Origin of the sequence: Sneathiella sp., from assembly GCF_036960985.1 — a bacterium.
In the GTDB taxonomy this organism is placed as follows: Bacteria; Pseudomonadota; Alphaproteobacteria; order Sneathiellales; family Sneathiellaceae; genus Sneathiella.
This window is the reverse complement of the sequence record NZ_JBALWD010000005.1, coordinates 1-25,845: the sequence shown is the minus strand read 5'-3', so window position 1 is coordinate 25,845 and position 25,845 is coordinate 1. Positions and strand designations below refer to the sequence as shown.

The following is a 25,845-nucleotide window of genomic DNA, read 5'->3' as shown; positions in this document are numbered from 1 at the left end:
TTTTCTCCTTAAACTGGAGAATTTATATCTTCTCGTCGCTCCAGTCGGTTTCTAATGGCCCTGTGCCTTACTGCATTGAGTGGAAAGCCCCACATCATGCCAAGAGCACTTAGTTTAAGTACGATGGGAACGACACTGTAGATCACCACCAGCAAAGTTAAATTCATGCTGCCGATATCATCACCATCAACTGGAGGTGTTTCCGCCGTCCCAAGTACCAGATATGCGATACCAACACCCAGGCCAAGAGATAGCTTAGTAGCCATGCTCCAGAGTGAGAAAAGAAAGGAAGAGCGGTCCGCTTTGTTAAGGAAATTATCCCAATCTGCAACATCTGTTTGAATAGCTGGCGGAATTGCAAGCTCTGCCCCAAGAGAAGCTCCGGTGACAAAGCAAATAAATCCAAATAACACGAAACACTGAGGTGCCAGGAATGGAACAAACGCAAAAGCCCCGCAGGCTAGGATCATGGCAACACCCCACGCCCGATGTTTACCGAGTGCCCGGCAAAGATAGAGCCAGAATGGCATGCCAACAATTGCGGAAACAAAGTAAATAAATAGAAGATACGTACTTGAACTACTGTCGAGCTTAAGCCCATACTTGACGAACAGCGGAAAACAAGCCGCGGCGACACCTATGGAGAGTCCGTTCACGAACCAAGCTATTATCAACCGTAGAAATAAGTGATTTTTCGCCAAATTAGCGATTAAGGCTAGTTTTCCTTGTTGTAGACCTGATTTAAGTTTTGAAGGCAAAAGAAGCAAAAACGGTAGGCTGCATAACCCGATCAAAAGGATAAAAGTGGCGCTTTTGTCCAATTGCTCAGAAACCGATAAATCCGCTAGTGTAAATAAGTAGCCTCCCAGAACCAGAACACCGGCTATACCAAAAAATTCTCGTGAAATGTTAAAACGGACCCGATTGTTATATTCGCCGGTGAGATCGACGACCCAGGCAAGATAGGGTATCTGAATAACGGTCCAGCCAAATAACATTAACCCATACCAAACGAAGAGATACAGGCTGTCAGCGGACGCCGGGGGTGTAAAAAGCTTGTATAATGCATAGCCTGCGATGAGTGCGCCAATAATTACCTGAAATTTGCGGCCATGGGATGAGATTTGTTGAATCCACTCGGACAACCATCCTATGATCGGATCGCTGACTACATCTGTCAGTCTGGCCAGTAGCAGGATAAACCCGGTTTGTGCCAGCCCGATACCAATATTGTCGGCGTAAAATGCCGGTATCATTACAATGGCTGGTATGAGCGGCATTGCCATAACCGCCCCCGGAAGCGCATAGAATATTAACATAAGATCTGTCTAAATTCAGCTGAGTTCGAACATGACGACATCTATAGTTTCCTGACGAAATCCCGCCTCACAGTATTTCAAATAGAACTCCCACATCTTTTTGAAGCGATCATCATATCCCAGTGCCATAATTTGCGGCCAATTGCGTTGAAACTCCTGATCCCAGAGGTAAAGTGTTTTTGCGTAATCTTGACCAAACTGATGGCTTATCTTGGCTTGAAACCCGTTTCTAGACGCGGAAGCGATAAAGGCAGATTTTGACGGAAGGACACCACCAGGAAAGATATATTTCTGGATAAAGTCACTGGTCGATAAGTAATTCTGAAATCGATCTTCAGCAATCGTAATGGTTTGGATGGCGACTTTACCGCCATTCTTTAGATTACGCTTCAAGGCCTGAAAATATGAATCCCAGTTTTCCCGACCGACGGCTTCAAACATTTCAATTGACACAATGGCGTCATATTGTCCGGAATGATCCCGATAGTCCTGAAGCTGGACGTCGACCCGACCCGCTAAATTCTGATTTTGTAGACGATTGACCGTATAATCAAGTTGTTCCTTGGAAAGCGTTAACCCATCCAGTTTGCAGTCAAAATTTGAAGTGGCATATTCCGCAAAGCCACCCCAACCGCAGCCGATTTCCAGGACTTTATCTCCTGATTTCAAGCCGGAAACATTGGCAATATTACGATATTTATTCTGCTGTGCTTCCTGCAGGCTTTGATCTTTATGTTCGAACAATGCCGCTGAATAAGTCATCGAGATGTCAAGCCATTGATCGTAGAAATCGTTGCCCAGATCGTAATGATGGGCAATATTGCGGCGGCTACCCTTTATTGTATTTCGCGTTCTTAAATGAGCAAGCAAATGCTTTGCGTGTCTGATCACCCTGCTGACAAAATTATTATCGAGATACTTCTCATTTACCGATGCCAGCTCCAGCAGACTTCGTAGATCCGGGGTCGACCAACCTCCGTCCATGTAAGTTTCACCCAAGCCGATGTCATTATGCTTTATTATCCGCTTGATGACGGCCGTATCGTGCAGATTAAAATAAGCCGACAATGAGTTGTCCTTTTGCTGGCCAAATTCCACGACTTTGCCGCTCGGCAATCCTACAGTAAGATGGCCGATTTCGATTTTTCGAAGAATATGAAAAAGGGCTTTTAGCCAAGGGTCCGAAAGAGTTGTCGGCAAATCAGAAACTGGCTGTTGCCTTGGCGCTAAAATCGGTGACGGGCCCAAACTGTCTGACATCTATTTCTCCTGGGTATTCTGAACTGTTACTTTTTTTGGGCGGGCAACAATTTTGAGGCCCTTTATCCACAACTTTAAAGCTTCCCAGTGAATGCCAATAATGACTTTCAAACCGTTGAACGGAAATTTTAGGAGCGCAGTGGCAAGACTTTTTGAGGTTAAAGAGTATCGCGACCCCATAAATGAGGCGTTCAAAATTGGTTCATCCAAATGAAATTGACGAATGGCGAGTGAGACGTCTTGCGACGGAGGCAGGACAGTAAATTTGTATCTACAATCCATCGGCATAAACGGTGAGACATAAAATTCTTTATCGCAACTGTGTTTCAAGAATTTCTCATTCGTCCGATTGTTTATTTCGAAGACGTAGCTGTGACGTTCACCAAAAGTATTGCTGACTTCATAGACTATAGCCACTAGATGATTAGACTGACTATAACAGTAGTAGGTAGTTATTGGATTAAAAGCGTATCCGAATATTCTGGGCAAGCATAACATGCTTATTCTGCTAACCTCAGCCTCTACACCTTCCGATTTCAGTTTGTTCAGTACATATTCTTTGATATCAGGCGGATTATTTTCCCCATAATCTTTGTGATGAAAAGAGATTAGATTTGGTTTGTCGATAGAGAAAAAGGCAATATTTTTCTCGAGTTTACCAAGCTCATCAAGATCTATCAGAAAATAAAACATCTTGTAGTTCAATAGATGATCGACAGGTTTGAATCTTCGGTGGCTGACGACACCTTGATAAAGCGCACTATTCAACATTTTCTAAGCAACATCTGTAAGTTTATCATCTACCCAGTCTTCTGGTAACGCAATTCTAGACAACTTGGGATCAAATTTCCAAGGGCGACGCCGCCCGCCGAGGGCTTCAGCCACCGCCAATCCTGACTGAATTCCGTCTTCATGAAAACCATAGCCGAAATAGCTGCCACAAAACCAAAGATTATTTTTTCCTTGCAGGTTCCAGAGCATATGCTGCGCCGCGATAGCTGCTGAATCAAATAATGGATGTTCATATGGAAAGCTTCTGATGATCGACCCTGGCGCTAATGGTTGAGAAGGATTGAGGGTTACCAGAAAATTTTTGTCGGAAATAAAATTCTGCAACTTATTCATCCAGTATGTAACTGAAAGTTGCTGTTTATCTTGAACTTCCGATCGGCTGTTGAGATAATTCCAGCTAGCCCAAGCGCGTTTGCGTTTGGGCATAAGACTTTCATCTGTATGTAACACAGCTAGGTTGCGTTCATAGGGAAACGATCCCAGCAATTTTTGCTGCAATTGACTTGGATTGGAAATCATCGATAAAGCCTGATCCGCGTGAGTAGCGACCACAACCTCATCGAAGCGTTGTACAGTACCATTTCTGATTTCTACTAGCACGCCGCCATTTTCATTGTGAATAGCAACAACCGCCGTATTCAGTTTAACCTTATCCCCTAGAATGTCGGCAATAAGGTCTACATAAATCCGGCTGCCGCCGGTAACTGTGCGCCACTCTGGTCTATCTTTCACCTGCAATAAACCATGATTTTTACAAAATCGGATGAATGCCGCAGCAGGATAATTCAGCATGTCATTTGCCGGTGTTGACCAAATGGCGGCGCCCATAGGAAGTAAATGATTTTCAACAAAGGGTTTACTGTAACTTCCATTTTCCAAGAATTCACCGAGAGTCAGGGATTGGATAATTTCTTTTTCCAGAAGCTTGGGTGCCTCCTTGTAGAACCGACGAATATCTAGAAGCATTTGCCAGAAAAAGGGGTTAACCATATTGGATTTCTGCGCGAACAGACCCTTCATTGACGTGCCAGAATACTCCATTTTCCCGTCGTCTATTGAGACACTGAAGGACATTTCGGTGGGCTCGGTCGCGACACCCAAATGGTCAAAAAAAGCAACAAGATTGGGGTAGTTTTTGGTGTTATAAACAATGAAACCGGTATCAATATCATGGCTATCCGCTGTTACGGTATTACTATGACCACCGAGACGGTCATCTTTTTCAAACAAGGTGACGTCATGTGATTTTGATAGTAACCAAGCAGACGAGAGACCCGCTATGCCACTTCCGATAACCGCAATTTTTTTCATACTGGTATCCATTGGAATTAGAATATTAAGTGTTTCTACGACGTTTCAATGTAAATAGATCACTGGTTTATTGGATAAAAATCAATTTTAATTTTTGTGATCCGTTTTCTTTTTGTCACCGTATACATCTACAACTATGGTAATGGGGATGAGAAATTGGGATTTAATCTTCAAATGGCAATAGGCGACGATGTGAGCCGTGGTGTGACGGCAAAAGCGTCGGAGCCAACTGACTTGACGCAGGACCTCATGGCGATTGCAGCCTCGCAGGACCAAGGCGCCTATCGACGGCTATTTCATGAGATTACGCCCCGATTAAAGTCCTTTTTAATGGGCCAGGGAACAGTTGAACCTGTTGCGGAAGAAATCCTCCAAGAAACGATGCTCAAGGTCTGGCAAAAAGCCCGACAATTTGATGGTAGCAAAGCCTCCGCATCCACCTGGATTTATACGATCGCGCGAAATGCAAAAATCGATCGATTTCGTAAAGAAGCACGGCCGATGCCTGATCCGAATGATCCCAGCTACATACAAGACCCCCCAGAAACCGGAGAACAGTCGGTCGCAAAAAAACAGGAGAGCAATCATATCAGGGAAGCCATCGCAACCTTACCGTCTGATCAATTGAGAATTATCACCATGTCTTTCTATGAAGAAAAATCACATGCTGAAATATCAGAGGAGCTTGAATTGCCCTTGGGAACGGTTAAATCAAGAATTCGATTGGCTTTTGGAAAAATACGCAACGAGTTGAAGGATATGGCATGATGAATATTCAGCATCATATTGGCGATGATACTTTAATGGCCTATGTAAATGGAACTTTGGCAGATACGATCTCTGTCGTGGTTGCGACACATCTAGCCGTCTGCCCGAAATGCCGTAAAAATGTTGCCCTGATGGAGGATATTGCGGCTTTATATTTGGTCGAATCCGAACCCGCTAAATATGTCGCCACCGATCCAAAGGTACCAGCGATCCAGCAATTTGATCAAGAGGCCAGTCCGATCGATTCAGATAAGTATCAAACTGACAAAGGGGTTCCAAGCCCCCTGGCGGATAGAATGCAGGTCCATCTTGAAGATATACCCTGGAAAAAGCTTGTGCCGGGAATAAGTCATTATCCCTTGTCCGTCGCTGATGGTAATCGAAAGAACGGTGTATTGAGGTTGTTGAAAATTGCTCCCGGCACACCGATGCCAGAACATAGCCATTCTGGCCAGGAAGTTACAATGATCCTGCGGGGTTCCTATATCGATAGTTTGGGTCGGTTCCAGTCCGGCGATATTGCCGATTTGGATGACCAGATCACGCACCAACCTGTCGCGGATACCGATAAAGACTGCATCTGCCTAATTGCGACGGACGCCCCTTTGAAATTCTCGGGCTTCTTCAGCCGCTTACTGCAGCCATTGGTTGGCATATAATGGCCAATTTGACGGTGTTGTCGAATTACCTCATTACTCATTCCATTTTGCCCCATTGAAGGAATTCAGAACCTTATAAGCCGTTGAAATACAACAACCCAAAATTTGATTGTCATCGGAATTTTGTATAAAAAAAGTTAACGTGGCAACATTCAAATAATCAATATGTGAATCAGTATTCTGAACGAGAAAATTGCTAAGACGCAGTATTCTAGTGTTTCTGAATCTCCATTCTCAGCCAATGCTGTTGCCTTTCATAACACTTTTCCATCCCCTGAAGTGTCAACCGAACCAGATCTCGTTTTATTCAAGGATCTCCTCCAATTTGAAGCCTGGCGCATATGGCATTTAACAAGCCATCAGTTATGTTTGGAAACAAACCGGTAGTATGGTGCAATTTTGTGCCTTATGAGGCCTCTGAGCACCACATCAATAGACCTCAATATTAGTGCATTTGGCATTTTCTTTCAGAAGGCGCTGGGTCAGGCATCTTTTTTCTATTGACGTGGTCCATTTTTACGGTCCAACGTCGGTATTTATGGGCTCGCAGCCAAGTTTTAAGCTATTGATTTATTTCGATAAATTGGAATTTTGGTTCGAGTCCAGGTTCCCCAGCCAGTTTCTTTATTAATTCGAATGCTTATATTGTTTCGAGTTCGTTGAACCAGAAATACGCTATGCGAGTGGTTTCATACGATGTGTTGAAATGCCGGAACCGTGTTATCTTGCGAAAAAAGTAATCCCGTTTTGTTAAGACCCATTCAATGTTTCTTTGACAAACCCATTTTTAATGTTTTATGCAGGCGCAAAAAAACGGTCGCCACGAATGGCGACCGCTCATTTTACTGACAAAAAAGCACCAGATAATCAATTTCTGAGGGATAAAGATAATTCATTTGGGGCCAATTTCTTGACCCCAAATGAAAGGCTTACTGCCAGGACTTGATCAACTCATCATAGGAGATGGTTTGAGGTTTTTCGTCCTCGTTCGCAAGTTTCGCTTTCGGAGAGCCAGGCTGATCCAACCAGTAAGATGCATCCCGTTCTTCATTCATGACCGGGCCAGTCTCACCTTGAACACCAGCACGCTCTAGACGGATCAGAACTTTTTCCTGATCAGCACATAGGGCGTCCAACGCTTCTTGAGGTGTTTTAGCACCAGACATCGCGTCGCCGATATTCTGCCACCAAAGCTGTGCCAGCTTGGGATAGTCAGGAACATTGGTTCCGGTTGGCGACCACTGAACGCGCGCTGGCGAACGGTAGAATTCAACCAAACCACCGAGTTTGTCGGCACGTTCCGTGAAAGATTCATGATTGATCGTCGATTCACGAATGAATGTTAGACCAGCATGCGATTTTTCCACATCAACCGTTTTCGAGGTCACAAACTGACCGTACAACCAAGCTGCCTTGGCACGATCAACCGGTGTGGATTTCATGATCGTCCAAGATCCTACATCCTGATACCCAATCTTGGTACCTTTGGTCCAATATGCACCATGCGGTGATGGAGCCATCCGCCATTTCGGCGTACCGTCCTCGTTCATCACGGGTAGATCGGGAAGCACTGTTGCGGCCGTAAACGCCGTGTACCAGAACATCTGTTGTGCAACATTACCTTGCGCCGGAATAGGTCCAGCTTCGGAGAATGTCATGCCTGCAGCTGCCGGTGGCGAATACTTCTTGAGCCAATCTATCGCCTTTGTCACAGCATATACAGCTGCCGGGCTATTGGTAGCACCACCGCGAGCCATACACGACCCAACCGGCTGAGACTTCTCATTGACACGGATACCCCATTCATCGACAGGAAGGCCATTTGGTTCACCGACATCGCCCATACCAGCCATGGACATCCAGGCATCAGTGTAACGCCAGCCTAGTGAAGGATCTTTTTTACCGTAATCCATGTTGCCATACACTTCGCCTTTAACACCAAGGCGGCTCAGGTCACGTCCCGTAAAGAATTCAGCGATATCTTCATAAGCGGACCAGTTTACGGGAACGCCTAAATCATAACCATATTTGGCCTTGAAATCTGCTTTATTGATTTCATCGTTGAACCAGTCATACCGGAACCAATACAGGTTCGCGAATTGTTGGTCCGGCAGTTGATAAAGTTGGCCGTCTGGACCAGTGGTAAATTGGAGGCCGATGAAATCGTCCAGATCCATTCCCGGATTTGTGACGTCAGCGCCTTCGCCTGCCATCCATTCGGTCAGATTGCGTGCTTGCTGGTACCGCCAATGGGTGCCGATCAAATCGGAATCATTAATATAGGCGTCATAGATATTTTCGCCCGACTGCATCTGCGTCTGTAGCTTTTCAACTACAGGTCCCTCTCCAATCAAGTCATGACTGACCTTGATTCCCGTAATTTCTTCGAATGCTTTGGCCAGCACTTCGGATTCATAAATATGCGTATCAATGCCTTCGGAGGCAATATTGATCTGCATACCGGCAAACGGTTTCGAGGCATCTACAAACCATTGCATCTCTGCTTCCTGTTCGGCACGAGTCAATGCCGATCGTTTGATGGTGTTGTCAAGAAACCCCTTTGCAGCCTCCATGTCCGCAATCGCTGGTGCTGAAAACAGGCTAAATGCCATTCCCAGTACCATTGTAGATTTTAAGTACACTTTCATGTGTATTTCTCCATTATAAGAACGAAATTATTGAGTGCATCAGAAGATCGTTCACATCTTTCAAATACACGTTTTTCTGAGTTACACCCATCGGAAAACCGCGACGGCATAGATCAGACAGACAATCAGCGCGTAAGGTTGTGATGCGCTGACCAAGCCAAGCCACGCCAAATTGATAAAGGCGGAGCCTAGCAGCGTGATGAATAAACGATCACCCCGCGTCGTTTCTATCCTGAGGACGCCGATACGCGGCGTCTCGGGAAATTTGATTGCAAGAACCGTAAAGACGATTAGCAAGGAGGCTATCACGCAGAAGAAGATTGCAGTTGGTACCGTCCAGGCCATCCATTCCATTGGAAAATCCTCCCTTAAACCCGGCCCAGGGCGAAGCCCTTGGCGATGTAATTACGAACAAAATAGATCACTAACGCGCCGGGGATGATGGTCAAAACTCCGGCCGCAGCTAGAACACCCCAATCCAAACCAGCAGCAGATGCGGTCCGCGTCATAGCTGCCGCAATCGGTTTGGCATCGACACTTGTCAGCGTCCGGCTCAACAGCAGTTCAACCCAGCTGAACATGAACAGGAAGAAAGCAGCGACGCCAATCCCCGAGGCAATTAATGGCATGAAGATGCGGATAAAGAACCGAGGGAAAGAATAGCCGTCAATATATGCAGTTTCATCGATTTCCTTCGGCACACCACGCATAAAACCTTCTAAGATCCACACAGCAAGGGGAACATTAAACAGACAATGCGCTAATGCGACGGCGATATGCTTGTCGAACAAGCCGACTGAACTGTAAAGCTGAAAAAAGGGCAATGCGAAAACAGCAGGCGGCGCCATTCTGTTGGTCAGCAGCCAAAAGAAAAGATGCTTATCTCCGAGGAACGAATACCGACTAAAAGCATATGCTGCTGGTAATGCCACAACCAACGAGATAGCCATGTTCATGGCAACATAAGCCATCGAGTTAAGATAAGTCGTATACCAAGACGGATCCGTGAGGATCGTACTATAATTGCTGAAAGTCAGATCGTTTGGCCATAAGGAAAAGCTGCTTAATATCTCGTTATTAGACTGCAAACTCATATTTACTAGCCAGTAGATCGGTAGCAACAAGAACAGCAGATAAAATCCCATAACAAAAGCTTTGCCTTTTATCTTGGGTAAAGCCCTTGCTTTGCTCTTGGAAGCCGTGTTTGTGAGAGCCGTCATTAGTGCGTACCCCTTTTGTCGAGGTTTGTCATTACTGTATAGAAAACATATGAAACTAGTAAGATCACCAAATAATAGATAATCGAAAATGCCGCGGCAGGACCCAAGTCGAACTGCCCTAGGGCCATCTTGACCAGGTCAATCGATAGGAACGTAGTTGAGTTTCCGGGCCCCCCGCCTGTAACAACAAAGGGCTCTGTGTAAATCATGAAGCTATCCATGAACCGCAGCAAGATCGCAATCATCAGAACACCCGTTATCTTGGGCAACTCGATAAAGCGGAATACGTTCCAGCGGCTGGCTTGGTCAATCTTGGCTGCTTGGTAAAAAGCATCTGGAATTGACTGAAGGCCGGCATACGCAAGTAATGCAACCAATGAGGTCCAGTGCCAAACATCCATCAAGACGACAGTTATCCACGCCGCATAGAAATCTTGGGTATAGTTATAATCAATTCCGATAGCGTCGAGAGTGTAGCCCAACAGGCCTATATCCACCCGTCCAAAAATCTGCCAAATCGTTCCGACCACGTTCCAAGGGATGAGGAGCGGGAGCGACATTAAGACCAGGCAAAATGACGCCCAAAAACCCTTTTTCGGCATGTTCAAGGCAACAAAGATGCCAAGGGGAATTTCGATCGCCAATATAATTGCAGAAAAGGCAATCTGGCGCCCCAAAGCGGCCCACATGCGTTCAGATGAAATCATTTCTTTGAACCAATCGAGACCGGCCCAAAAGAATTGATTGTTCCCGAACGTGTCCTGAACAGAGTAATTCACAACAGTCATCAACGGAATAACAGCAGAAAACGCTACCAACAGAAGTACTGGCAAGATGAGAAACCAAGCTTTTTGATTATCCGTTTTATTCATGGCTGGTTCCTTTCGAAATAACGAAACGCGAACATGTCATGTCTCCCTATCATCGCGAGTTCCTGGAATCGTGATAGTGTCATATCAAGCCACCAAGGGCGGAACGCGCCAGCTATCAGAGTAAACATTTATGCCTGCCGTATCGAAGACGACACGGTTCATATCCGGCGAAATATTCTCGCCTTCAGCGGCAACGACATTGATCTCTATTCCGTGGAAATCGGCGCGCACGATCTTGTGACGACCGACATCCTCAACACGCTTGATCGTCACTGGCAAACCCTCATCACCTGACGCAAGCGATGTGAACTCAGGGCGTACGCCAAGCTCAACTTTACCCGACAGTGATCCAAATCCTTTGCCAAGCGGAACTTCATTCCCCGCTAGAACGGCGGTGTCGCCCGCCACTTCCGCGTCCAATACGTTCATCCCGGGCGAACCGATAAAGTAACCGACAAATGTATGTTCGGGTGTTTCAAACAGTTGCTGCGGTGTGCCCATCTGAACAACGCGACCATCATACATCACAACCACTTTATCCGCGAACGTCAGCGCTTCGGTTTGATCGTGGGTCACGTAAATCATTGTGTGGCCAAATTCATGATGCAATGATTTGAGTTGGGTTCGCAGCTCCCATTTCATGTGGGGATCAATAACAGTCAGAGGTTCGTCAAACAGCAGGGCATTTACATCTTCGCGCACCATTCCGCGGCCCAGAGAAATCTTTTGCTTGACGTCTGCAGTAAGGCCTCGCGCCTTGTGGTCCAGCATATTTTCCATGCCAATCATATGTGCAATTTGCTGGACGCGGTCGCGAATATAAGACGCATCTGCGCCACGGTTGCGGAGCGGAAAGGCCAAATTATCGTGAACGGTCATCGTATCGTAAACGACCGGAAACTGGAAAACCTGTGCAATATTACGTTGCGCGGTGGGAGACATTGTAACGTCGCGGTCATTGAACAGAATGCGGCCTTTGCTGGGATGAAGCAGACCAGAAATAATATTCAATAGCGTTGACTTACCGCACCCCGAAGATCCCAATAGGGCGTAGGCTTCACCGTCAAGCCAATCATGGTTCAATTCTTTCAGCGCGTAGTCATCTTCACTAATGGGGTTTGGCAGATACGAATGCGCCAAATTATCTAGGGTAATTTTTGCCATTTTTATATTCCCTTACGCCGCGGTCGCATATGACGCGGATGCAACCGATGCCCCGTCTTCCGCAAAAATATACACATGCTTGGGATCAAGATAGACGCTTAGAGATGCGCCAATCTCCAGATCTTTCACGCCAGGAATAAGGCCAACCCAATTGTCGCCATGATAATCCAAATGGATGAATGTCTCAGAACCCGTAATCTCTGTCACATGCAACTTGGTTGTAAACTCCAATGCGCTCGGCCCTTGTCTTTCAAGTTCTAGATGGTTGGGACGGAATCCAGCGAGGTAGTCACCGTTCTCTATCTCGGTAAATGCTCCGGACGACGCTGCTGCTTGCCCGTCGCCAAAAACGATTTTATCCCCAGATTTTCTGACTTTGAGAAAATTCATTGGCGGATCTGAGAACACGCGCGCAGTGGCGGCGTTTATGGGTTGCCTATAGACGATTGGCGTCTTTCCAAATTGGGTGATACGACCTTCCCACATCGTCGCGACGTTGCCGCCTAGCAGCAGTGCTTCTTCAGGTTCTGTTGTCGCATAAACAAAGATCGAACCCGCTTCTTCGAAAATCTTGGGTATCTCGGCACGCAACTCTTCACGCAATTTGTAATCAAGGTTGGCCAACGGTTCGTCCAGAAGAACTAAGCCCGCGTCTTTGACAAGCGCCCGCGCGAGCGCGCATCGTTGTTGCTGGCCGCCCGAAAGTTCGAGTGGTTTTCGGTCAAGCATCGGTGATAGCTTCATCAGGTCAGCGGCCTTTTTGACAGCATCGTCAATCTGGGCTGCGGTTTGGCCCAAAAGACGCATCGGACTTGCGATATTCTCATAAACTGTCATCGACGGATAATTGATAAACTGCTGGTAGACCATGGCAATGCCCCGATCTTGAACGCGAACACCTGTCACATCCTTATCATTCCAAATCACTTTGCCGGTATTGGGAACATCAAGGCCTGCCATAAGCCGCATCAATGACGTCTTGCCCGATGATGTGGGACCAAGCAGAACGTTCATTGTCCCCGTTTGCAGCTCCAAATCGGTCGCGTAGATTTGTGTTTGACCCTTCACAATCTTCGACACGCCTTCTAGAACAAGCGCCATGTCCCTCTCCCTTTTCGCAGCTAGACTGCGCGTTACGTCAGCTTATTGGCATATGTTCCCGCCAACCAACCGTTTTCTTTGCTTTGGGCCATCATCCCGCCGATAGATCGACGCAAGTCTTTTTCGGAATACGCGTCACAAGCGCCGTCGAAAGCGCCCAATCCATCATTGCCACCACTGATGATAAAAAACTCAACTACGTTTTGAAATTAGTACTGATCCAATAGAGCTCCACGCATCTATTGTTTGCCACACCTTCCCAGATTAAGTCCCCATATAAACGAACACAAAGCACCATGTAAAAGCAAGGGTTAATTTTCGTTTTTCTTCGTTTTTCTTCGTTTACATTCATTTATCTGAATTTATTCAAGCTATTTTTGTGGCCAGGCAGCTTTTAAAATCGATTGTTTGGGTTGAAGCTCTTGACCTATGATGGACCAGCGTTGTCACATTAGATTTACTTCAAGCGTGGAATGGCGATTATACAGTTGAATGATGGTAGTCCAAATCCGGGAACAAAAATTGTAGCGGTATGCATTGACCGTGAAAACTGATTGGCGATAGTTTATGAATTTCCAATATATGATCCAAAAAGGGAGATCGTACAACTATCCCTGCTTAATAGCACTGAATGTCCCTACGATTTTCAACGTCGGCATATAGAGCCCACGTCACGCCATGAGCTATGCATGAAACCAATCCGCTGAAACACACAGCCGGCCAGGCTAATTAGGAGCGCTACGGGGCCTCTGAGCTCCGTATTTATAGACCCAATGCTACTAGACTTTGATTTCAGAAGACGCAGACCAAACGCAGATTTCGAGTTATCGCCATTAACGTGATTCACTTTCGTAGTCGAAAGCAGGTATTTATGGGTTCGCCGACTATTTTTTTTAACCTAGTTATTTATTTGGCCAATTTTCTATATTATTTCGAACTAATGTTCCTCGTCCAAATTGTTTTATTTGTATGTTTTTAAATGTTCTTAGTGCGGGCATCTTCATCAAGAACAAGCGCACCCGTTTTATCGGCGGGTTTGTCCGACACGACTGAGGCGGCTTCCCATATCGACGAGATCTGGATTTAGGTTTTCGTTCTTCGCCTGTCGAAGAGGCTCAGCCTCAGCAATATCGGAGACGGGTTTGAGAATTTCAACTTCTGGAACCGCGGCCGCCGGCAAGTCAATACGCGACGGCATGATTGGTTTTTTAAAACTTAGAAGAGCGGGAAGTTCTTTCGGAAGAAATGACCAAGCTAGAAAAGAAAGGATTATCGAGAAAGGGGTCAAAATCAGACTAAGCATTGCCCAGGTAATGATCGCTGCAGAAAGGTCCGTAATGGTATCAGAGCCTGACAGCTGGGAGTATAAAATGACCAAGGTAATCGCCGCTTGGGGAAGGTACAAACCCACCCACAACACATCGATCACTCGTTTCTCCTGGTAGCGCAACAAAAGCAGCTCAACCAAGGGCGACGTAATCCACGTTATTCCAGCAAAGAAAACGGCGAGAATAATGAAAATGCGAAGGCAATCCAAAACGATCTGATTGGTTGGTGTCTCGAATATAAAGACGTTTACGCAGACAATAGCGCCTGCAAACACGGCTGCAATTGCGAAAGGCATCAAAGCTTCAATTCGTTGCGCTTTGCTTGACTGGCGAATTATCCGTCCCAATTGGCTCAATATCTGCCCAGCTTTTTCTTTTAAGAAATCCATTGCCTCACTTTCGGTCCACCGAAAACACACGCATAAAAGAAACCGATGGTCCTACGATGCTTTTCGAAAGGCGGTCATACGCTAGCCAATTACAGATGACAACATCCTTCGTGAACAAGGCATGATAATACCTCGGAAAAGCCACAAATACTTATTCTACGCGATGACTCAATTCGTCAATTACCTGCGTCATTTCCCGCACTTCCTGGGAAAGATTACGCAAATCTTCTGCGTCCGCCAGCAGGGTTTTCTCTCCCTTGGAAAGATCTGTCCTATCGATCAGCATATCAAGGGCCGCAAGATTTGCTGCATTAGCACGATCGCCAACAGTTGCTTGGTCCGGACTTCTAACTGCCAGAATTTCCGTTTTCAGATCGCTAACGATAGACGCCTGTTCAACCTGTCGCATGGAGAAGCTCCTCAATCACTTTTCCCAGCATTTGGGACAATAGTTAAGTGTAGGATCTTGCGGTAAATTATTGATTAACGTCATGGCAGACACAGATCTTGAAATATCATGCGGTAACAACTTCTTATTAATTATTTTACGTCATCATAAAAAGTCAACAATCGGAGCTTGGCTTATCCGGCCAGCGCAAGCAGAAAACTTGGAGTTGTCATGCCAGATCTTCACAATATGAACAGACGTGCCTATCGACGAGTTCTCGTCTCAAATTCTACAACAATCTCTCATGACGGAGATCAATATCAGGCAAAGGTTCTTAATATTTCGGCCGGTGGCGCGGGGATCAGCCTCGATGTTCGCTTAGAAGATCAAACCAGGATTTCTGTTAATGTCGAAAACTTCGGCGTTATTCCGGCGCGCGTCGTACGTCAACTGCGTGATGGCGTCGGTGTAAAGTTCGAATTGTCGGAAGAAAAAGAACAGGCGTTTATCAAGCAAGTGACTAAAATCGTTACACAAAAGCGTACGGAGGCAGCAGTCGCCAGTTTGTAGGTTAGTGTTTGCACTAGCCTCCTTGACGGCCCGCATTGAGCATTGTGCGGGCATCTTTATGAAACAATTCCGCAAGCTCCAGCTCTTCTTTAAGTTTAAAAATAGATTTTTGTAGATCTTCAGATTTCAGCCCACCATCAATAGCATAATCCACTAATTGTGTGGCACCAGCTTTCGCAGCCAAGTGAAACCCCATCCGGACATAGGCTTCCTTGCGATTCTCAACCCATGTTTCAAGAGAATCAACCTGCTCTTGCGTAATCGTAAACATTATTTCTATTCCTCGAATACTTAACGCTACCGACAATTGTCAGAACGCGATCTTCAACTAACTGTTAACCTTGTTTCTCTATGATCACTACACTGAGTAATTATTACCAAAGTATCTGATTAATTCGTTAACCTAGTCTTACTTCTATAATTTCGACTGGAAAACGATGGAGAGACAAGAAATGACGTCGATGACGCCACAGGACATAATGGACATGCTGGCCGAGCACGCGAAATGGCTGCAAAATCCGAAGAAGGGTGCCAAAGCACATTTCAAGCATGAAGACTTTACGGGCGCCAATTTTGAGGGCGCAAAAATGCAAAAATCCTGTTTGTCCGGCTGCAAACTGTCTCGCTCCATTTTCAGAAACGCCAATCTTATTTCCGCCGACTTATACGCGGCTGATCTTACAAAAGCTGATTTGACCAACAGCTTGCTTATACGCGCAGATTTACGCGGAGCCGAACTTAGGGGGGCAAGACTGAACGGCGCCAATTTGCAAGAAGCCGATTTCAGAGGCGGCTCACTCATCCTATCTGGCGGTGAAACAATAACATTTCCTTCTTCGGACCTGAGCGATTCAGAAATGACTGGTGTGATCGCGGAAAAAGCCAATTTGAATGGCGCCAACCTTTCCGGAGCGACACTCAGCAACGCCAATTTTTCCTACTCTCAGCTTCGAGGCGCTGATCTCAGCAACTCGGTTCTAACAAATGCTGGCCTGATGGGCTCCGATATGTCCGGATGCAATCTAGAAAATTCAGATTTGACTGGTGCGAATTTGAGTAATGTCGATTTAAGTGGTGCCAACGTAGACGGATGCAATTTTGAAAATACAGACCTGACCGGCGCAAATATTGAAAATGTGGATTTCTCCAAATCCAGCGCTGCAGAGGTACCGTCACCCGAAAAAATTGACGCAACCCCTCTTCCCCCTAACTTGCAGTCCTTGTTGAAAGTACATTTCCTATGGGTTGAAACAAACGGCCTTAAAGGCGAACGTGCCGATTTATCCGGTATGGATCTCTCAAATATGGACTTGAGTGGAAGCGCATTAAGTGGTGCGACAATTCGCGGTGCAAATCTGACGGGAGCGAATTTAAGTGACACCCAAACTGTAATGACTGACATGTCACAATGCCTTATGGAAAATGTTAATTTGTCCGGTGCCGTTATGGAAGGTGTCAATCTTTCCCGCTCGAACCTGACAAACGCAATTCTGACAGGAGCCAAGCTAACAGCAGTTGATCTCAAAGGCCCCCGCGGTGAAGCGTTGGATAAAAAATGGCCCGCCAATCTATCAGCTGCAATTTTGTCGGGAGCGACGCTAATCGCGACAGACCTGAGCGATGCAAACCTCATAGACGCGAACTTCGTTGGTGCAGATATTTCCGAAGCTATTTTCGACAATGCGGATATGGAAGACGCTAAGTTTGATCAAAAGGTCAGCGCCTAGTTTGCCCGCAAGGTTCCCTCAATATCCTTCAGGCCGCCGCATTATCCTCTAAAATCATCTCTGCCGCCTTTTCGGCGATCATGATCACCGGGGAATTGGTATTCCCAGACGTAATCGTCGGCATGATGGATGCATCGACCACCCGGAGTCCTTTCAACCCACGGACGCGCAATCTTTTATCGACAACGGCCATATTGTCATCTCCCATTTTGCACGTTCCAACGGGATGAAAAATTGTCGTCGCAATATTCCCGGCTTCACGGATTAATTCTTCGTCAGACTGAATATGGACACCCGGCAGAATCTCCTCCGGTTGATACTTTTGTACAGCTGAAGCAGCCAACAGTTTCCGTGTCATTTGAATTGATTTGGCAGCCACCTGCTGGTCCACAGAGGTAGAAAGGTAGTTTGGCTGGATAGAGGGTTGCTCAGCCATTTCCGATGACGTGATATGGATACTGCCGCGACTTTCAGGACGAAGGTTGCAAACTGAAGCGGTAACAGCTGGATAAGAGTGCAACGGTTCCCCCAGTTTATCGGTACTGAGCGGTTGAACATGATATTCGAGGTCAGGCGTTTCCATCCGAGGATCGCTTTTTGCGAAGATCCCGAGTTGGCTTGGTGCCATAGACAAGGGGCCGGATCGAAACATCAAATACTCCAATCCCATTTTAGCTTTTCCAATCAAACTATTAGCTTGTTGATTCAGGGTTTGAGCATTGCTGACCCGATAAACTGTGCGAATTTGCAGATGATCCTGGAGGTTTTCTCCAACTCCTGACAATGCATGACGGGCTTCAATGCCAAAATTTGCCAGCACTTCCGGTCTTCCAATCCCAGATAACTCAAGGATTTTTGGCGAATTAACCGCCCCTGCGGCGAGCAACACCTCACAGCTAGCTTTTGCTTGCGACTGCATACCGTTATGCGTGAAGGCGACCCCTGTCACCTCCTTTCCTTCTAAAATAAGCGACTCAGTTTCTGCTTTGGTCAGAACATGCAGGTTTGGACGTTGACGAACGGGCTTCAAAAAGGCTTTTGCCGTACTCCATCGGACGCCTTTTCGCTGGTTTACTTCAAAATATCCAGACCCTTCATTCGTACCTTTATTAAAATCGTCGGTTTTTGGAATTCCAATTTCCTCTGCCGCATCTCGAAACGCATCCAGTATTTCCCATGATAGCCGTTGTTCTTCGACGCGCCATTCACCGCCACTTCCATGCAAGTCTGTGGCACCGGAATGATGATCTTCCGAGCGCACAAAATACGGCAAGACTTCATCCCAACTCCAACCGTCATTACCCAGTTGTCGCCATTGATCATAATCTCGCGCCTGTCCGCGCATATAAATCATGCCGTTGATGGAGGAACAGCCTCCTAAAACCTTACCTCGCGGATAGCTTAGCTGACGACCATTCAGGCCCGCATCTGCCTCGGTTTTCATCATCCAGTCTGTACGAGGATTTCCCATGCAGAACAAATACCCAATGGGAATATGGATCCAGGGGTACGTATCGTTATCACCAGCTTCTAGTAGGAGAACTTTATGAGCTGGGTTGGCAGAAAGCCGATTGGCAAGTACACAGCCGGCAGAACCCGCCCCAACAATAATATAATCAAATAGCCCTAGATCTTGTCGGTCTATTGTTCCCATAGATTGATTCCACTTTATTGAATTAGTCTAGCAGATTTCGTGGTTCAATATGCGGTAGAGATTTAGTTGAGACAAGTGCCCCGTCGTGAAAAGGCCCTTAGAGCCACTAATTTATCTTTCGATCACCAAGCCCTAGGTCAGCCTCATAAACATGGACAAAATAACCGGCCATAGGATTTCTTGATAAATATTCCTTCAGATAATCCCGACAAGCATCGCTGGCATCATGAATAATATACTGCCACAATGGTTCCATTGGGCCGGTTTTCGTATCCATATGGGGCACGCTGATTGATCCAGCCCAGTTTACATCAAATCCATTGAGATAATTTTCAGCATAATGACGAAAAACATCGGCTTCATCGATATTTACTCCCGCTTTATGCTCGAAGCACAGACGTAGATCCATAATGATTTTCCTATTTTTAAATTGCCAGCCGTTTCAAAGGACTTACTTTAAATAGATATAGGAGAGAATGCGGCAAAAGTCTCAATTTTGCGTAACGAATTGAGAGATGGTATCCCCTAGGAGAATCGAACTCCTCTTTCCAGGATGAAAACCTGGCGTCCTAACCGATAGACGAAGGGGACACAAGATGCCGCTGGAGGCAGGATTTACCGATCTTCTCATGATATATCAAGTAAAAAATCCGTTCATTTGGATTTTTTTGATTTTTCGGTCGCTTCGCCCAATTTTTTAGGAAAGCCGAACGGCATCTTCGATCATCAATTGCGCCGTTGTTGAGCCTCGCCAGGTGTTTTTTCGTAAATGCCCTGCAATATGAAAACTAGCCCCTTGATGGGCAAGTAGCGTGTCCCCAAGAGGCGTTTCTAGAGATCTAAAACTAATACCCGTCAGACGCCCCTGTCCTCCTCTGCCGGTCATGATACAGCGCACGTGGTTTTCACCAACGATACTGGCCTGAACCAACCGGACATTGGTCACTGCGAATCTTGGTTCCGGATTGCCCGCACCGTAAGGGCCCGCCTGTTCCAGTAAAGTAATAAGATCTGTCGTTGCCCCTTCTACAGACAAAGCGCCGTCCAAGCCCAAGCTTGCGGACTTGGAGGCTTCCGTAACATCACTGGATAATCGTTTTATTAAAAATTCCCGGAAGGCATCAATTTTTTTACGGCTAATTGTCAAACCGGCAGCCATGGCATGCCCGCCCCCCGCGACAATCAGCTCTGAATGACGGGCAGCACCTATAGCGGCCCCCATATCAACGCCTGCTATGGACCTTCCAGATCCCTTACCTTCGTTCGTATTGAGGGCGATAACTACGGCTGGCCGTTGATAGGCGTCTTTGATCCTACTCGCAACAATTCCAATTACACCCGGATGCCAACCTTCTCCAGCGACGACAATAATCGAATCATCCTTAAGTCCGTTTTTCTCCACCAAATCCATTGCTTCGATTTGGACTTGGGCTTCAATAGATTTTCGTTCTTGATTGTAGCCATCTAGGTAACGAGCCAAAGTTCGACATTGGTCCGGGTCATCACTGGATAACAGTTGCGGGCCATATTCCGGTTTACCGACACGTCCCCCGGCATTTACTCGTGGCCCCAACAGAAAGCCCGCGTGGTAGGTTCCCGGTGTCTCATCCAAGCCGGAAACATCCGCAAGCGCGGCCAGTCCGGGATTACCGCGGCGAGCCATTACTTTTAGTCCTTGCGCCACGAACGCACGATTGAGCCCTTTTAGTGGAACAACGTCACAAACAGTACCTAAAGCCACCAGATCCAGCCAATAGCGTGGATCTGGCTCAGGGCGCTCGTTCGTGTACCAATCTGCCTTCCGCAAGACACGGTTAATTGCGACAACCAGCAGGAAAGTCACTCCTACTGCGGCCAAATACGTATACTCTTGGCTTTCATCATGTCGTTTTGGGTTCACCACAGCAATGGCATCCGGCAAGCGTGTTTCAGCCTGATGATGATCGACAACAATAACCTCAAGTCCAATCGCTTTGGCATGAGCCAATACCTCAAAGGAGACGATGCCACAGTCAACTGTGACAACGAGCTGTATCCCCTTCTCCTTCAGGCTATTCATGGCTTCTACATTCGGTCCATAGCCTTCCTTGATACGGTCTGGAATATAAATTTCAAGCGGACGATATAGGGCGTTGAAGAAACGCTTTAATAAACCAGAAGACGTCGCACCATCCACGTCATAGTCTCCGAAAACGGCAACCTTTTCATTCGACTGGATCGCAGCTGCAATCCGCGAGGCTGCAATATCCATGTCACAAAATACCGAGGGATCCGGAAGCATTTGTCGCAATGTCGGCGACAAATACTGTTCAGCGTCTTCCAGCGAGACATCACGTCCCGCCATGACTCGTCCGACAATCTCGGGGACATCAAGCCGTTGCGCAATCGCCAGGCCAAGTCTTTCGTTTTCCGATCGAAGGCGCCACCGCCTGTCTTTCAGCGATTTGTCAATGTTCAGAAAGGCAGGCGTATCCGTCATTTCGAAAAGATACTAGCGAACAGCATGATCACCGTGAATATTCCGAACTGTTCCAGAATAAGAACGCATAACCAATGTTTCGGTATAAACCCGATCTCCCCGTTGGCGAACACCTCGCAACATGGATCCGTCTGTTACGCCAGTTGCGGCGAAGATCACATTCCCCGCTGCTAGCTCGACCAAATTATAAGTCCGGTGAAGATCTTCAATGCCCCATTTGGCTGCCCGAGCCCGCTCATCATCATTCCGAAAAACGAGACGTCCCTGCATTTGACCGCCAATGCACCGAAGTGCGGCTGCCGCGAGGACACCTTCCGGCGCACCGCCCGTTCCAACATACATATCAATTCCAGTATCCGGATTAGCTGTCGCCATGACACCGGCAACGTCGCCATCGGAGATCAATTGGATGCGCGCGCCAGTTTTACGAATATCTGCAATAATTTCGCCATGCCGCGGACGGTCAAGAACACAGGCCATAGTCTGATTAACCGGCACGCCCTTAGCTTCTGCAATTGCCCGTAAATTATCACCAGCCGATTTGTCCAGATCGATAACACCTTCTGGATATCCACCGCCTACGGCTATTTTCTCCATATAGGTATCTGGAGCGTTCAGGAAGTTTCCAGATTCAGCAAATGCAATAACGGCCAATGCATTTGGACCCCCTTTGGCGGTCAATGTAGTGCCTTCCAAAGGATCCAGTGCAATATCAATTTTCGGGCCTTTTCCGGTCCCGACTTTTTCACCAATATACAGCATCGGCGCCTCATCGCGTTCACCCTCGCCAATGACGATAGTGCCATCAATATCCAGCTTATTGAGGGCTGAACGCATGGCGTCTACGGCCGCCTGATCTGCAGCTTTTTCATCACCCATGCCAACAAGATTACATGCTGCCCTTGCCGCAGCTTCCGTCACGCGCACAACTTCCAGCGTTAAATTTCTATCTGATGATGGTCCTTTAGTCATTTTTTCTCTTTCATAACATTAAGATTGTATCTCGATATCGAAATACAAAATTTAAAGCGATACAATTCTGATCATGCGCGGTGTAGCTACACTATGCGCAAAATTTTCTATTTTAGACAAGGCTCGGGCAACTGCTGCCTCCTGTGCCTCATGGGTAACGAGTACAACAGAAACCGCTTCACTTTCAGATCGGCCACGTTGCAGCAAGCTTTCAATGGAAATATCTTCATCTCTAAAAACCGCAGAAACATCGGCAATGACACCGGGTCTATCATATACGGTCAGGCATACATAGTAACAGCCAACATGGTTCTCAATCGAAGCCGTAGGCAGTGGCGTCATTTCCTTAATTGGAACGCCGAATGTCGGACAGCGCCGATCCATGGCAATATCGACGATATCCGCAACGACAGCAGATGCAGTTGGCCCCTCGCCGGCACCGCGCCCAACATACACCGTGCTATCGACAAAATCACCGTCGGCAACCACAGCATTAAAAACATTGGAAACGTTTGCAATTGCCGTATCCGTACAAACCATGCACGGATGCACACGTTGCTCAATACCCTCAGCCGTTCGTCGTGAAACACCGAGAAGTTTTATGCGATAGCCAAACTCCTCCGCTGCGGCAATATCTGCTGCTGTCACATTTCGAATTCCTTCAATATAAACACTATTGAAATCAACCGGTGTACCAAAAGCAAGACTCGTCAGAATTGCTAGTTTATGCGCGGTATCGACACCATCAACATCAAAACTGGGATCTGCTTCCGCATAGCCGAGCTTCTGTGCATCTTGAAGGATGCTGCCGAACTCACCGCCCGTCTCTTCCATTTCAGTTAAAATGTAATTGCAGGTGCCATTCAGGATACCATAAACCCGACTGATGGCATTTCCAGCCAGCCCTTCGCGCAATGCTTTAACAATGGGGATACCGCCGGCTACGGCAGCCTCATAAGCCAGAGAGACATTATGTTTCTCTGCAAGTTCCGCAAGTTCCGTTCCGTGGATTGCCAAAAGGGCCTTATTAGCAGTTACAACATGTTTTTCCATAGATAGGGCGGTAACACAAAGATCCTTGGCCACACCTTCACTTCCACCGATCAACTCCAAAACTACATCGACATCGGGATCTTTCGCCAAGTCCACCGCGTTGTCATACCAGGTCAAACCTTCAAGTGACACGCCACGATCCTTGTTTTGATTTCGACCAGAAACGGCAGTGATTTCCAGCGTTGTCCCTGTCCTTGCTCGAAGCAATTCACTATGGGTATTGATAATTTTCAGGACCCCTGCACCGACAGTTCCAAGGCCCGCTACACCGATTTTAACTTTATTCGTCACGTTCATGATGCCTTACGTTGGGCCAGAAGAGCTTCCGCATTGGCCATAAATTTCTTTACATTACGGCTCGCTTGCCGAATACGCTGTTCGTTCTCTACCATTGCCACGCGAACGAAACCATCTCCATGCTCCCCAAAACCAAGACCAGGGGCGACGGCGACTTGTGCCTCTTGCAACAATAATTTAGAAAATTCCAAACTCCCCAGTTCTTTGAAAGGCTCAGGAATGGGTGCCCAAGCAAACATGGTTGCATTTGGTGACGGAATATCCCAGCCCGCCGCGGCGAAACCGGAAATGAGAATATCCCGCCTCTGACGATACAAATCGCGGGCTTCTTCTACGCAATCTTGAGGACCATTCAAAGCAGCCGTTGCAGCCACCTGAATTGGCGTAAAGGCACCATAATCCAGATAGGATTTAATCCGCGCAAGCGCCGCCACAAGGCGTTTATTTCCCGTTGCGAAACCCATCCGCCAGCCCGGCATGGAGTAGGTTTTACTCAATGACGTAAACTCAACGGCAATATCGCGCGCGCCATCGACCTGCAAGATTGACGGTGGCTTAACATCGCCAAAATAAATTTCCGCATAAGCAAGATCTGACAAAATATACATGCCGTGTTTTTTCGCAAAGGCGACGACTTCGACATAGAAATCGAGATCCACTGTGATCGCAGTTGGATTAGACGGAAAATTGAGGATCAGGCAGGTTGGTGACGGGATACAATGCTTCACCGCCCGTTCAAGGGCTGCAAAGAAATCAATCCCGGGGCCCACTTCAAAATGTCGGACCACGGCACCCGCAATAATAAATCCATAGGGATGAATCGGGTAACTCGGGTTCGGTGATAAAATGACATCGCCGGGTGTCGTAATCGCCATGGCAAGGTTTGCCAGACCTTCTTTTGATCCCAAAGTTGCGATTGTTTCCGTCTCGGGGTCGATTTCCACATCAAAACGGCGTTTATAGTAAGCCGCGTTTGCGCGTCGCAATCCTGGGATGCCGCGACTGGTGGAATATCGATGCGTCCGTCCGTCCTGCACTGTTTCAATGAGTTTATCGACAATATGTTGTGGAGTTGGCGAATCAGGATTTCCCATTCCCAGATCGATGATGTCCTCACCTGCTGCGCGCGCCTCTGCCTTCATCCGATTAACTTCTTCGAAGACATAAGGTGGCAAGCGTTTTATGCGGTGGAATTCTGGATCCATCAGCCTCGTCCTATTTCGTTCTAAGCCCTTATAGTTTGACTCAGTTTCCTGAGCCAGATCCTTTTCCAAGCTTTCCTACGCGGGTATTTAATCGATGTTGGGTTAATTTAGAAGAAAGATTTCAACTCGCCGGTTTTTTGCTTCTTCACTCGGCATAGCCTCCAAAGATAGAGGAGCTGCGTCACTAACCGATTCAATGATCAAATCATCTCCTGCGATACCTAGATCAAGAAATGTCTGAGCAACTGCCGTCGCCCGTCGTTGGGACGCGTTTAAATTTACAATCATATGCTCATCTAACGGTAATTCCCGGGTTCTGCTGGAGGCATGTCCTACGACTTTAAGTACTCCCCCTGACCGTTGCTGGGTATCCGCAATTTTCTTGAGTTTCTGTTTGTCATTGCGCCCGATCCGATTGGAGCCTTGCTGAAAGAATATAATTTCAACCGGCGTGGTGCCATCAGTGGCGGCATAATTGGTAATTGTCCGCCCACCATCATCAACTGGGTTTTGCAATGCAACAGCTGAAGAGCCAGAAGAAGATTGGTCGGAGGTTGAGGTATTATCAAACCCAGAATTATCTATTCCGACAACAGATGTCGCTGATGACGCCGCCAATTGTTCTTCATAAACTCGTTCGACGCCTTGGCTACTCACAACCGTTGTTGC

At 46.9% G+C, this 25,845-nt stretch carries 25 protein-coding genes and 1 tRNA gene; 4 read left to right on the top strand and 22 right to left on the bottom strand.

From position 1 onward, the window contains the following. Positions 1-8: 8 nt before the first annotated feature. The 4 genes from V7723_RS04010 to V7723_RS03995 are packed head-to-tail and all read right to left on the bottom strand — an operon-like array spanning position 9 to position 4,682. Positions 9-1,286 (bottom strand): MFS transporter, encoded by a 1,278-nt coding sequence (locus V7723_RS04010; RefSeq protein ID WP_443024186.1) that lies wholly within the window; start codon positions 1,284-1,286, stop codon positions 9-11. A 48-nt stretch (positions 1,287-1,334) separates the two neighbouring features. Continuing rightward, positions 1,335-2,579 carry a cyclopropane-fatty-acyl-phospholipid synthase family protein gene (locus V7723_RS04005; RefSeq protein WP_335683144.1) on the bottom strand — a complete coding sequence of 415 codons (1,245 nt, stop codon included), beginning with the start codon at positions 2,577-2,579 and terminating at the stop codon, positions 1,335-1,337. Continuing rightward, entirely contained in the window at positions 2,580-3,350 is a 771-nt protein-coding gene (locus V7723_RS04000; protein ID WP_335683143.1) for a DUF1365 domain-containing protein, read from the bottom strand. A gap of 3 nt (positions 3,351-3,353) precedes the next feature. Continuing rightward, positions 3,354-4,682: an NAD(P)/FAD-dependent oxidoreductase gene (locus V7723_RS03995; protein ID WP_335683142.1), complete on the bottom strand. Its 1,329-nt coding sequence runs from the start codon at positions 4,680-4,682 to the stop codon at positions 3,354-3,356. Positions 4,683-4,856: 174 nt separating this feature from the next. Here V7723_RS03995 and V7723_RS03990 point away from each other — a divergent pair, with 174 nt between their 5' ends. After that, complete coding sequence (locus V7723_RS03990) at positions 4,857-5,450, top strand: sigma-70 family RNA polymerase sigma factor (RefSeq protein WP_335683141.1); 594 nt, start codon at positions 4,857-4,859, stop codon at positions 5,448-5,450. Further along, the gene (locus V7723_RS03985; protein ID WP_335683140.1) at positions 5,447-6,109 is read left to right on the top strand and encodes a ChrR family anti-sigma-E factor; all 663 of its coding nucleotides are present in this window, start codon (positions 5,447-5,449) and stop codon (positions 6,107-6,109) included. The genes V7723_RS03990 and V7723_RS03985 overlap by 4 nt, the downstream gene beginning before the upstream one ends. A gap of 929 nt (positions 6,110-7,038) precedes the next feature. Here the strand turns inward: V7723_RS03985 and V7723_RS03980 are convergent. The 9 genes from V7723_RS03980 to V7723_RS03940 all read right to left on the bottom strand — a co-directional run bounded on the left by V7723_RS03980 (position 7,039) and on the right by V7723_RS03940 (position 15,240). After that, positions 7,039-8,757, bottom strand: a complete 1,719-nt coding sequence (locus V7723_RS03980) for an ABC transporter substrate-binding protein (RefSeq protein ID WP_335683139.1) — start codon at positions 8,755-8,757, stop codon at positions 7,039-7,041. 81 nt (positions 8,758-8,838) lie between these two features. Continuing rightward, the gene (locus V7723_RS03975) at positions 8,839-9,111 is read right to left on the bottom strand and encodes a DUF2160 domain-containing protein (protein WP_335683138.1); all 273 of its coding nucleotides are present in this window, start codon (positions 9,109-9,111) and stop codon (positions 8,839-8,841) included. A 14-nt stretch (positions 9,112-9,125) separates the two neighbouring features. Then, a complete protein-coding gene (locus tag V7723_RS03970) occupies positions 9,126-9,977 on the bottom strand; it encodes a carbohydrate ABC transporter permease (RefSeq protein ID WP_335683137.1) in 852 nt (283 codons plus the stop codon). Then, the gene (locus V7723_RS03965; protein ID WP_335683136.1) at positions 9,977-10,849 is read right to left on the bottom strand and encodes a carbohydrate ABC transporter permease; all 873 of its coding nucleotides are present in this window, start codon (positions 10,847-10,849) and stop codon (positions 9,977-9,979) included. The genes V7723_RS03970 and V7723_RS03965 overlap by 1 nt, the downstream gene beginning before the upstream one ends. A gap of 84 nt (positions 10,850-10,933) precedes the next feature. Continuing rightward, positions 10,934-12,013, bottom strand: a complete 1,080-nt coding sequence (locus tag V7723_RS03960; RefSeq protein ID WP_335683135.1) for an ABC transporter ATP-binding protein — start codon at positions 12,011-12,013, stop codon at positions 10,934-10,936. A 12-nt stretch (positions 12,014-12,025) separates the two neighbouring features. Then, positions 12,026-13,114: an ABC transporter ATP-binding protein gene (locus V7723_RS03955; RefSeq protein WP_335683134.1), complete on the bottom strand. Its 1,089-nt coding sequence runs from the start codon at positions 13,112-13,114 to the stop codon at positions 12,026-12,028. Positions 13,115-13,146: 32 nt separating this feature from the next. Beyond that, on the bottom strand, positions 13,147-13,275 hold the full coding sequence (locus V7723_RS03950) for a hypothetical protein (RefSeq protein ID WP_335683133.1): 129 nt from the start codon (positions 13,273-13,275) through the stop codon (positions 13,147-13,149). A gap of 863 nt (positions 13,276-14,138) precedes the next feature. Continuing rightward, complete coding sequence (locus V7723_RS03945; RefSeq protein WP_335683132.1) at positions 14,139-14,831, bottom strand: hypothetical protein; 693 nt, start codon at positions 14,829-14,831, stop codon at positions 14,139-14,141. A 151-nt stretch (positions 14,832-14,982) separates the two neighbouring features. Beyond that, positions 14,983-15,240: a hypothetical protein gene (locus tag V7723_RS03940; RefSeq protein WP_335683131.1), complete on the bottom strand. Its 258-nt coding sequence runs from the start codon at positions 15,238-15,240 to the stop codon at positions 14,983-14,985. Between the two features lie 210 nt (positions 15,241-15,450). On the opposite strand from V7723_RS03940, the gene V7723_RS03935 reads away from it, so the two are divergent. Then, entirely contained in the window at positions 15,451-15,789 is a 339-nt protein-coding gene (locus tag V7723_RS03935) for a PilZ domain-containing protein (protein WP_335683130.1), read from the top strand. 13 nt (positions 15,790-15,802) lie between these two features. On the opposite strand, the gene V7723_RS03930 is transcribed toward V7723_RS03935, so the two are convergent. Beyond that, a complete protein-coding gene (locus V7723_RS03930) occupies positions 15,803-16,060 on the bottom strand; it encodes a hypothetical protein (RefSeq protein WP_335683129.1) in 258 nt (85 codons plus the stop codon). Between the two features lie 181 nt (positions 16,061-16,241). On the opposite strand from V7723_RS03930, the gene V7723_RS03925 reads away from it, so the two are divergent. Further along, positions 16,242-17,516: a pentapeptide repeat-containing protein gene (locus V7723_RS03925; protein ID WP_335683128.1), complete on the top strand. Its 1,275-nt coding sequence runs from the start codon at positions 16,242-16,244 to the stop codon at positions 17,514-17,516. A gap of 28 nt (positions 17,517-17,544) precedes the next feature. On the opposite strand, the gene V7723_RS03920 is transcribed toward V7723_RS03925, so the two are convergent. The 8 genes from V7723_RS03920 to V7723_RS03885 all read right to left on the bottom strand — a co-directional run. Next, positions 17,545-19,170, bottom strand: coding sequence for a GMC family oxidoreductase (locus tag V7723_RS03920; protein ID WP_335683127.1), 1,626 nt, complete (start codon positions 19,168-19,170; stop codon positions 17,545-17,547). A 106-nt stretch (positions 19,171-19,276) separates the two neighbouring features. After that, positions 19,277-19,579, bottom strand: a complete 303-nt coding sequence (locus V7723_RS03915; RefSeq protein WP_335683126.1) for a hypothetical protein — start codon at positions 19,577-19,579, stop codon at positions 19,277-19,279. Positions 19,580-19,686: 107 nt separating this feature from the next. Further along, positions 19,687-19,761 (bottom strand) — tRNA-Glu (locus V7723_RS03910). A gap of 106 nt (positions 19,762-19,867) precedes the next feature. Then, entirely contained in the window at positions 19,868-21,649 is a 1,782-nt protein-coding gene (gene recJ / locus V7723_RS03905) for a single-stranded-DNA-specific exonuclease RecJ (protein ID WP_335683125.1), read from the bottom strand. Positions 21,650-21,661: 12 nt separating this feature from the next. Continuing rightward, positions 21,662-22,621 carry a class II fructose-bisphosphatase gene (gene glpX / locus V7723_RS03900; RefSeq protein ID WP_335683124.1) on the bottom strand — a complete coding sequence of 320 codons (960 nt, stop codon included), beginning with the start codon at positions 22,619-22,621 and terminating at the stop codon, positions 21,662-21,664. 51 nt (positions 22,622-22,672) lie between these two features. Then, the gene (locus V7723_RS03895) at positions 22,673-23,971 is read right to left on the bottom strand and encodes a homoserine dehydrogenase (protein WP_443024184.1); all 1,299 of its coding nucleotides are present in this window, start codon (positions 23,969-23,971) and stop codon (positions 22,673-22,675) included. Beyond that, positions 23,968-25,176 (bottom strand): LL-diaminopimelate aminotransferase, encoded by a 1,209-nt coding sequence (locus V7723_RS03890; RefSeq protein ID WP_335683122.1) that lies wholly within the window; start codon positions 25,174-25,176, stop codon positions 23,968-23,970. The genes V7723_RS03895 and V7723_RS03890 overlap by 4 nt, the downstream gene beginning before the upstream one ends. A gap of 102 nt (positions 25,177-25,278) precedes the next feature. Further along, positions 25,279-25,845: OmpA family protein (locus tag V7723_RS03885; RefSeq protein WP_335683121.1), on the bottom strand; the 567-nt coding region annotated here is incomplete at its 5' end.

Coding starts and splice junctions, on each gene's coding strand:
- V7723_RS04010 (WP_443024186.1), bottom strand. CDS start 1,286: ATGGCAATGCCGCTCATACCAGCCATTGTAATGATACCGGCATTTTAC.
- V7723_RS04005 (WP_335683144.1), bottom strand. CDS start 2,579: ATGTCAGACAGTTTGGGCCCGTCACCGATTTTAGCGCCAAGGCAACAG.
- V7723_RS04000 (WP_335683143.1), bottom strand. CDS start 3,350: ATGTTGAATAGTGCGCTTTATCAAGGTGTCGTCAGCCACCGAAGATTC.
- V7723_RS03995 (WP_335683142.1), bottom strand. CDS start 4,682: ATGAAAAAAATTGCGGTTATCGGAAGTGGCATAGCGGGTCTCTCGTCT.
- V7723_RS03990 (WP_335683141.1), top strand. CDS start 4,857: ATGGCAATAGGCGACGATGTGAGCCGTGGTGTGACGGCAAAAGCGTCG.
- V7723_RS03985 (WP_335683140.1), top strand. CDS start 5,447: ATGATGAATATTCAGCATCATATTGGCGATGATACTTTAATGGCCTAT.
- V7723_RS03980 (WP_335683139.1), bottom strand. CDS start 8,757: ATGAAAGTGTACTTAAAATCTACAATGGTACTGGGAATGGCATTTAGC.
- V7723_RS03975 (WP_335683138.1), bottom strand. CDS start 9,111: ATGGAATGGATGGCCTGGACGGTACCAACTGCAATCTTCTTCTGCGTG.
- V7723_RS03970 (WP_335683137.1), bottom strand. CDS start 9,977: ATGACGGCTCTCACAAACACGGCTTCCAAGAGCAAAGCAAGGGCTTTA.
- V7723_RS03965 (WP_335683136.1), bottom strand. CDS start 10,849: ATGAATAAAACGGATAATCAAAAAGCTTGGTTTCTCATCTTGCCAGTA.
- V7723_RS03960 (WP_335683135.1), bottom strand. CDS start 12,013: ATGGCAAAAATTACCCTAGATAATTTGGCGCATTCGTATCTGCCAAAC.
- V7723_RS03955 (WP_335683134.1), bottom strand. CDS start 13,114: ATGGCGCTTGTTCTAGAAGGCGTGTCGAAGATTGTGAAGGGTCAAACA.
- V7723_RS03945 (WP_335683132.1), bottom strand. CDS start 14,831: ATGGATTTCTTAAAAGAAAAAGCTGGGCAGATATTGAGCCAATTGGGA.
- V7723_RS03940 (WP_335683131.1), bottom strand. CDS start 15,240: ATGCGACAGGTTGAACAGGCGTCTATCGTTAGCGATCTGAAAACGGAA.
- V7723_RS03935 (WP_335683130.1), top strand. CDS start 15,451: ATGCCAGATCTTCACAATATGAACAGACGTGCCTATCGACGAGTTCTC.
- V7723_RS03930 (WP_335683129.1), bottom strand. CDS start 16,060: ATGTTTACGATTACGCAAGAGCAGGTTGATTCTCTTGAAACATGGGTT.
- V7723_RS03925 (WP_335683128.1), top strand. CDS start 16,242: ATGACGTCGATGACGCCACAGGACATAATGGACATGCTGGCCGAGCAC.
- V7723_RS03920 (WP_335683127.1), bottom strand. CDS start 19,170: ATGGGAACAATAGACCGACAAGATCTAGGGCTATTTGATTATATTATT.
- V7723_RS03915 (WP_335683126.1), bottom strand. CDS start 19,579: ATGGATCTACGTCTGTGCTTCGAGCATAAAGCGGGAGTAAATATCGAT.
- recJ (WP_335683125.1), bottom strand. CDS start 21,649: ATGACGGATACGCCTGCCTTTCTGAACATTGACAAATCGCTGAAAGAC.
- glpX (WP_335683124.1), bottom strand. CDS start 22,621: ATGACTAAAGGACCATCATCAGATAGAAATTTAACGCTGGAAGTTGTG.
- V7723_RS03895 (WP_443024184.1), bottom strand. CDS start 23,971: ATGAACGTGACGAATAAAGTTAAAATCGGTGTAGCGGGCCTTGGAACT.
- V7723_RS03890 (WP_335683122.1), bottom strand. CDS start 25,176: ATGGATCCAGAATTCCACCGCATAAAACGCTTGCCACCTTATGTCTTC.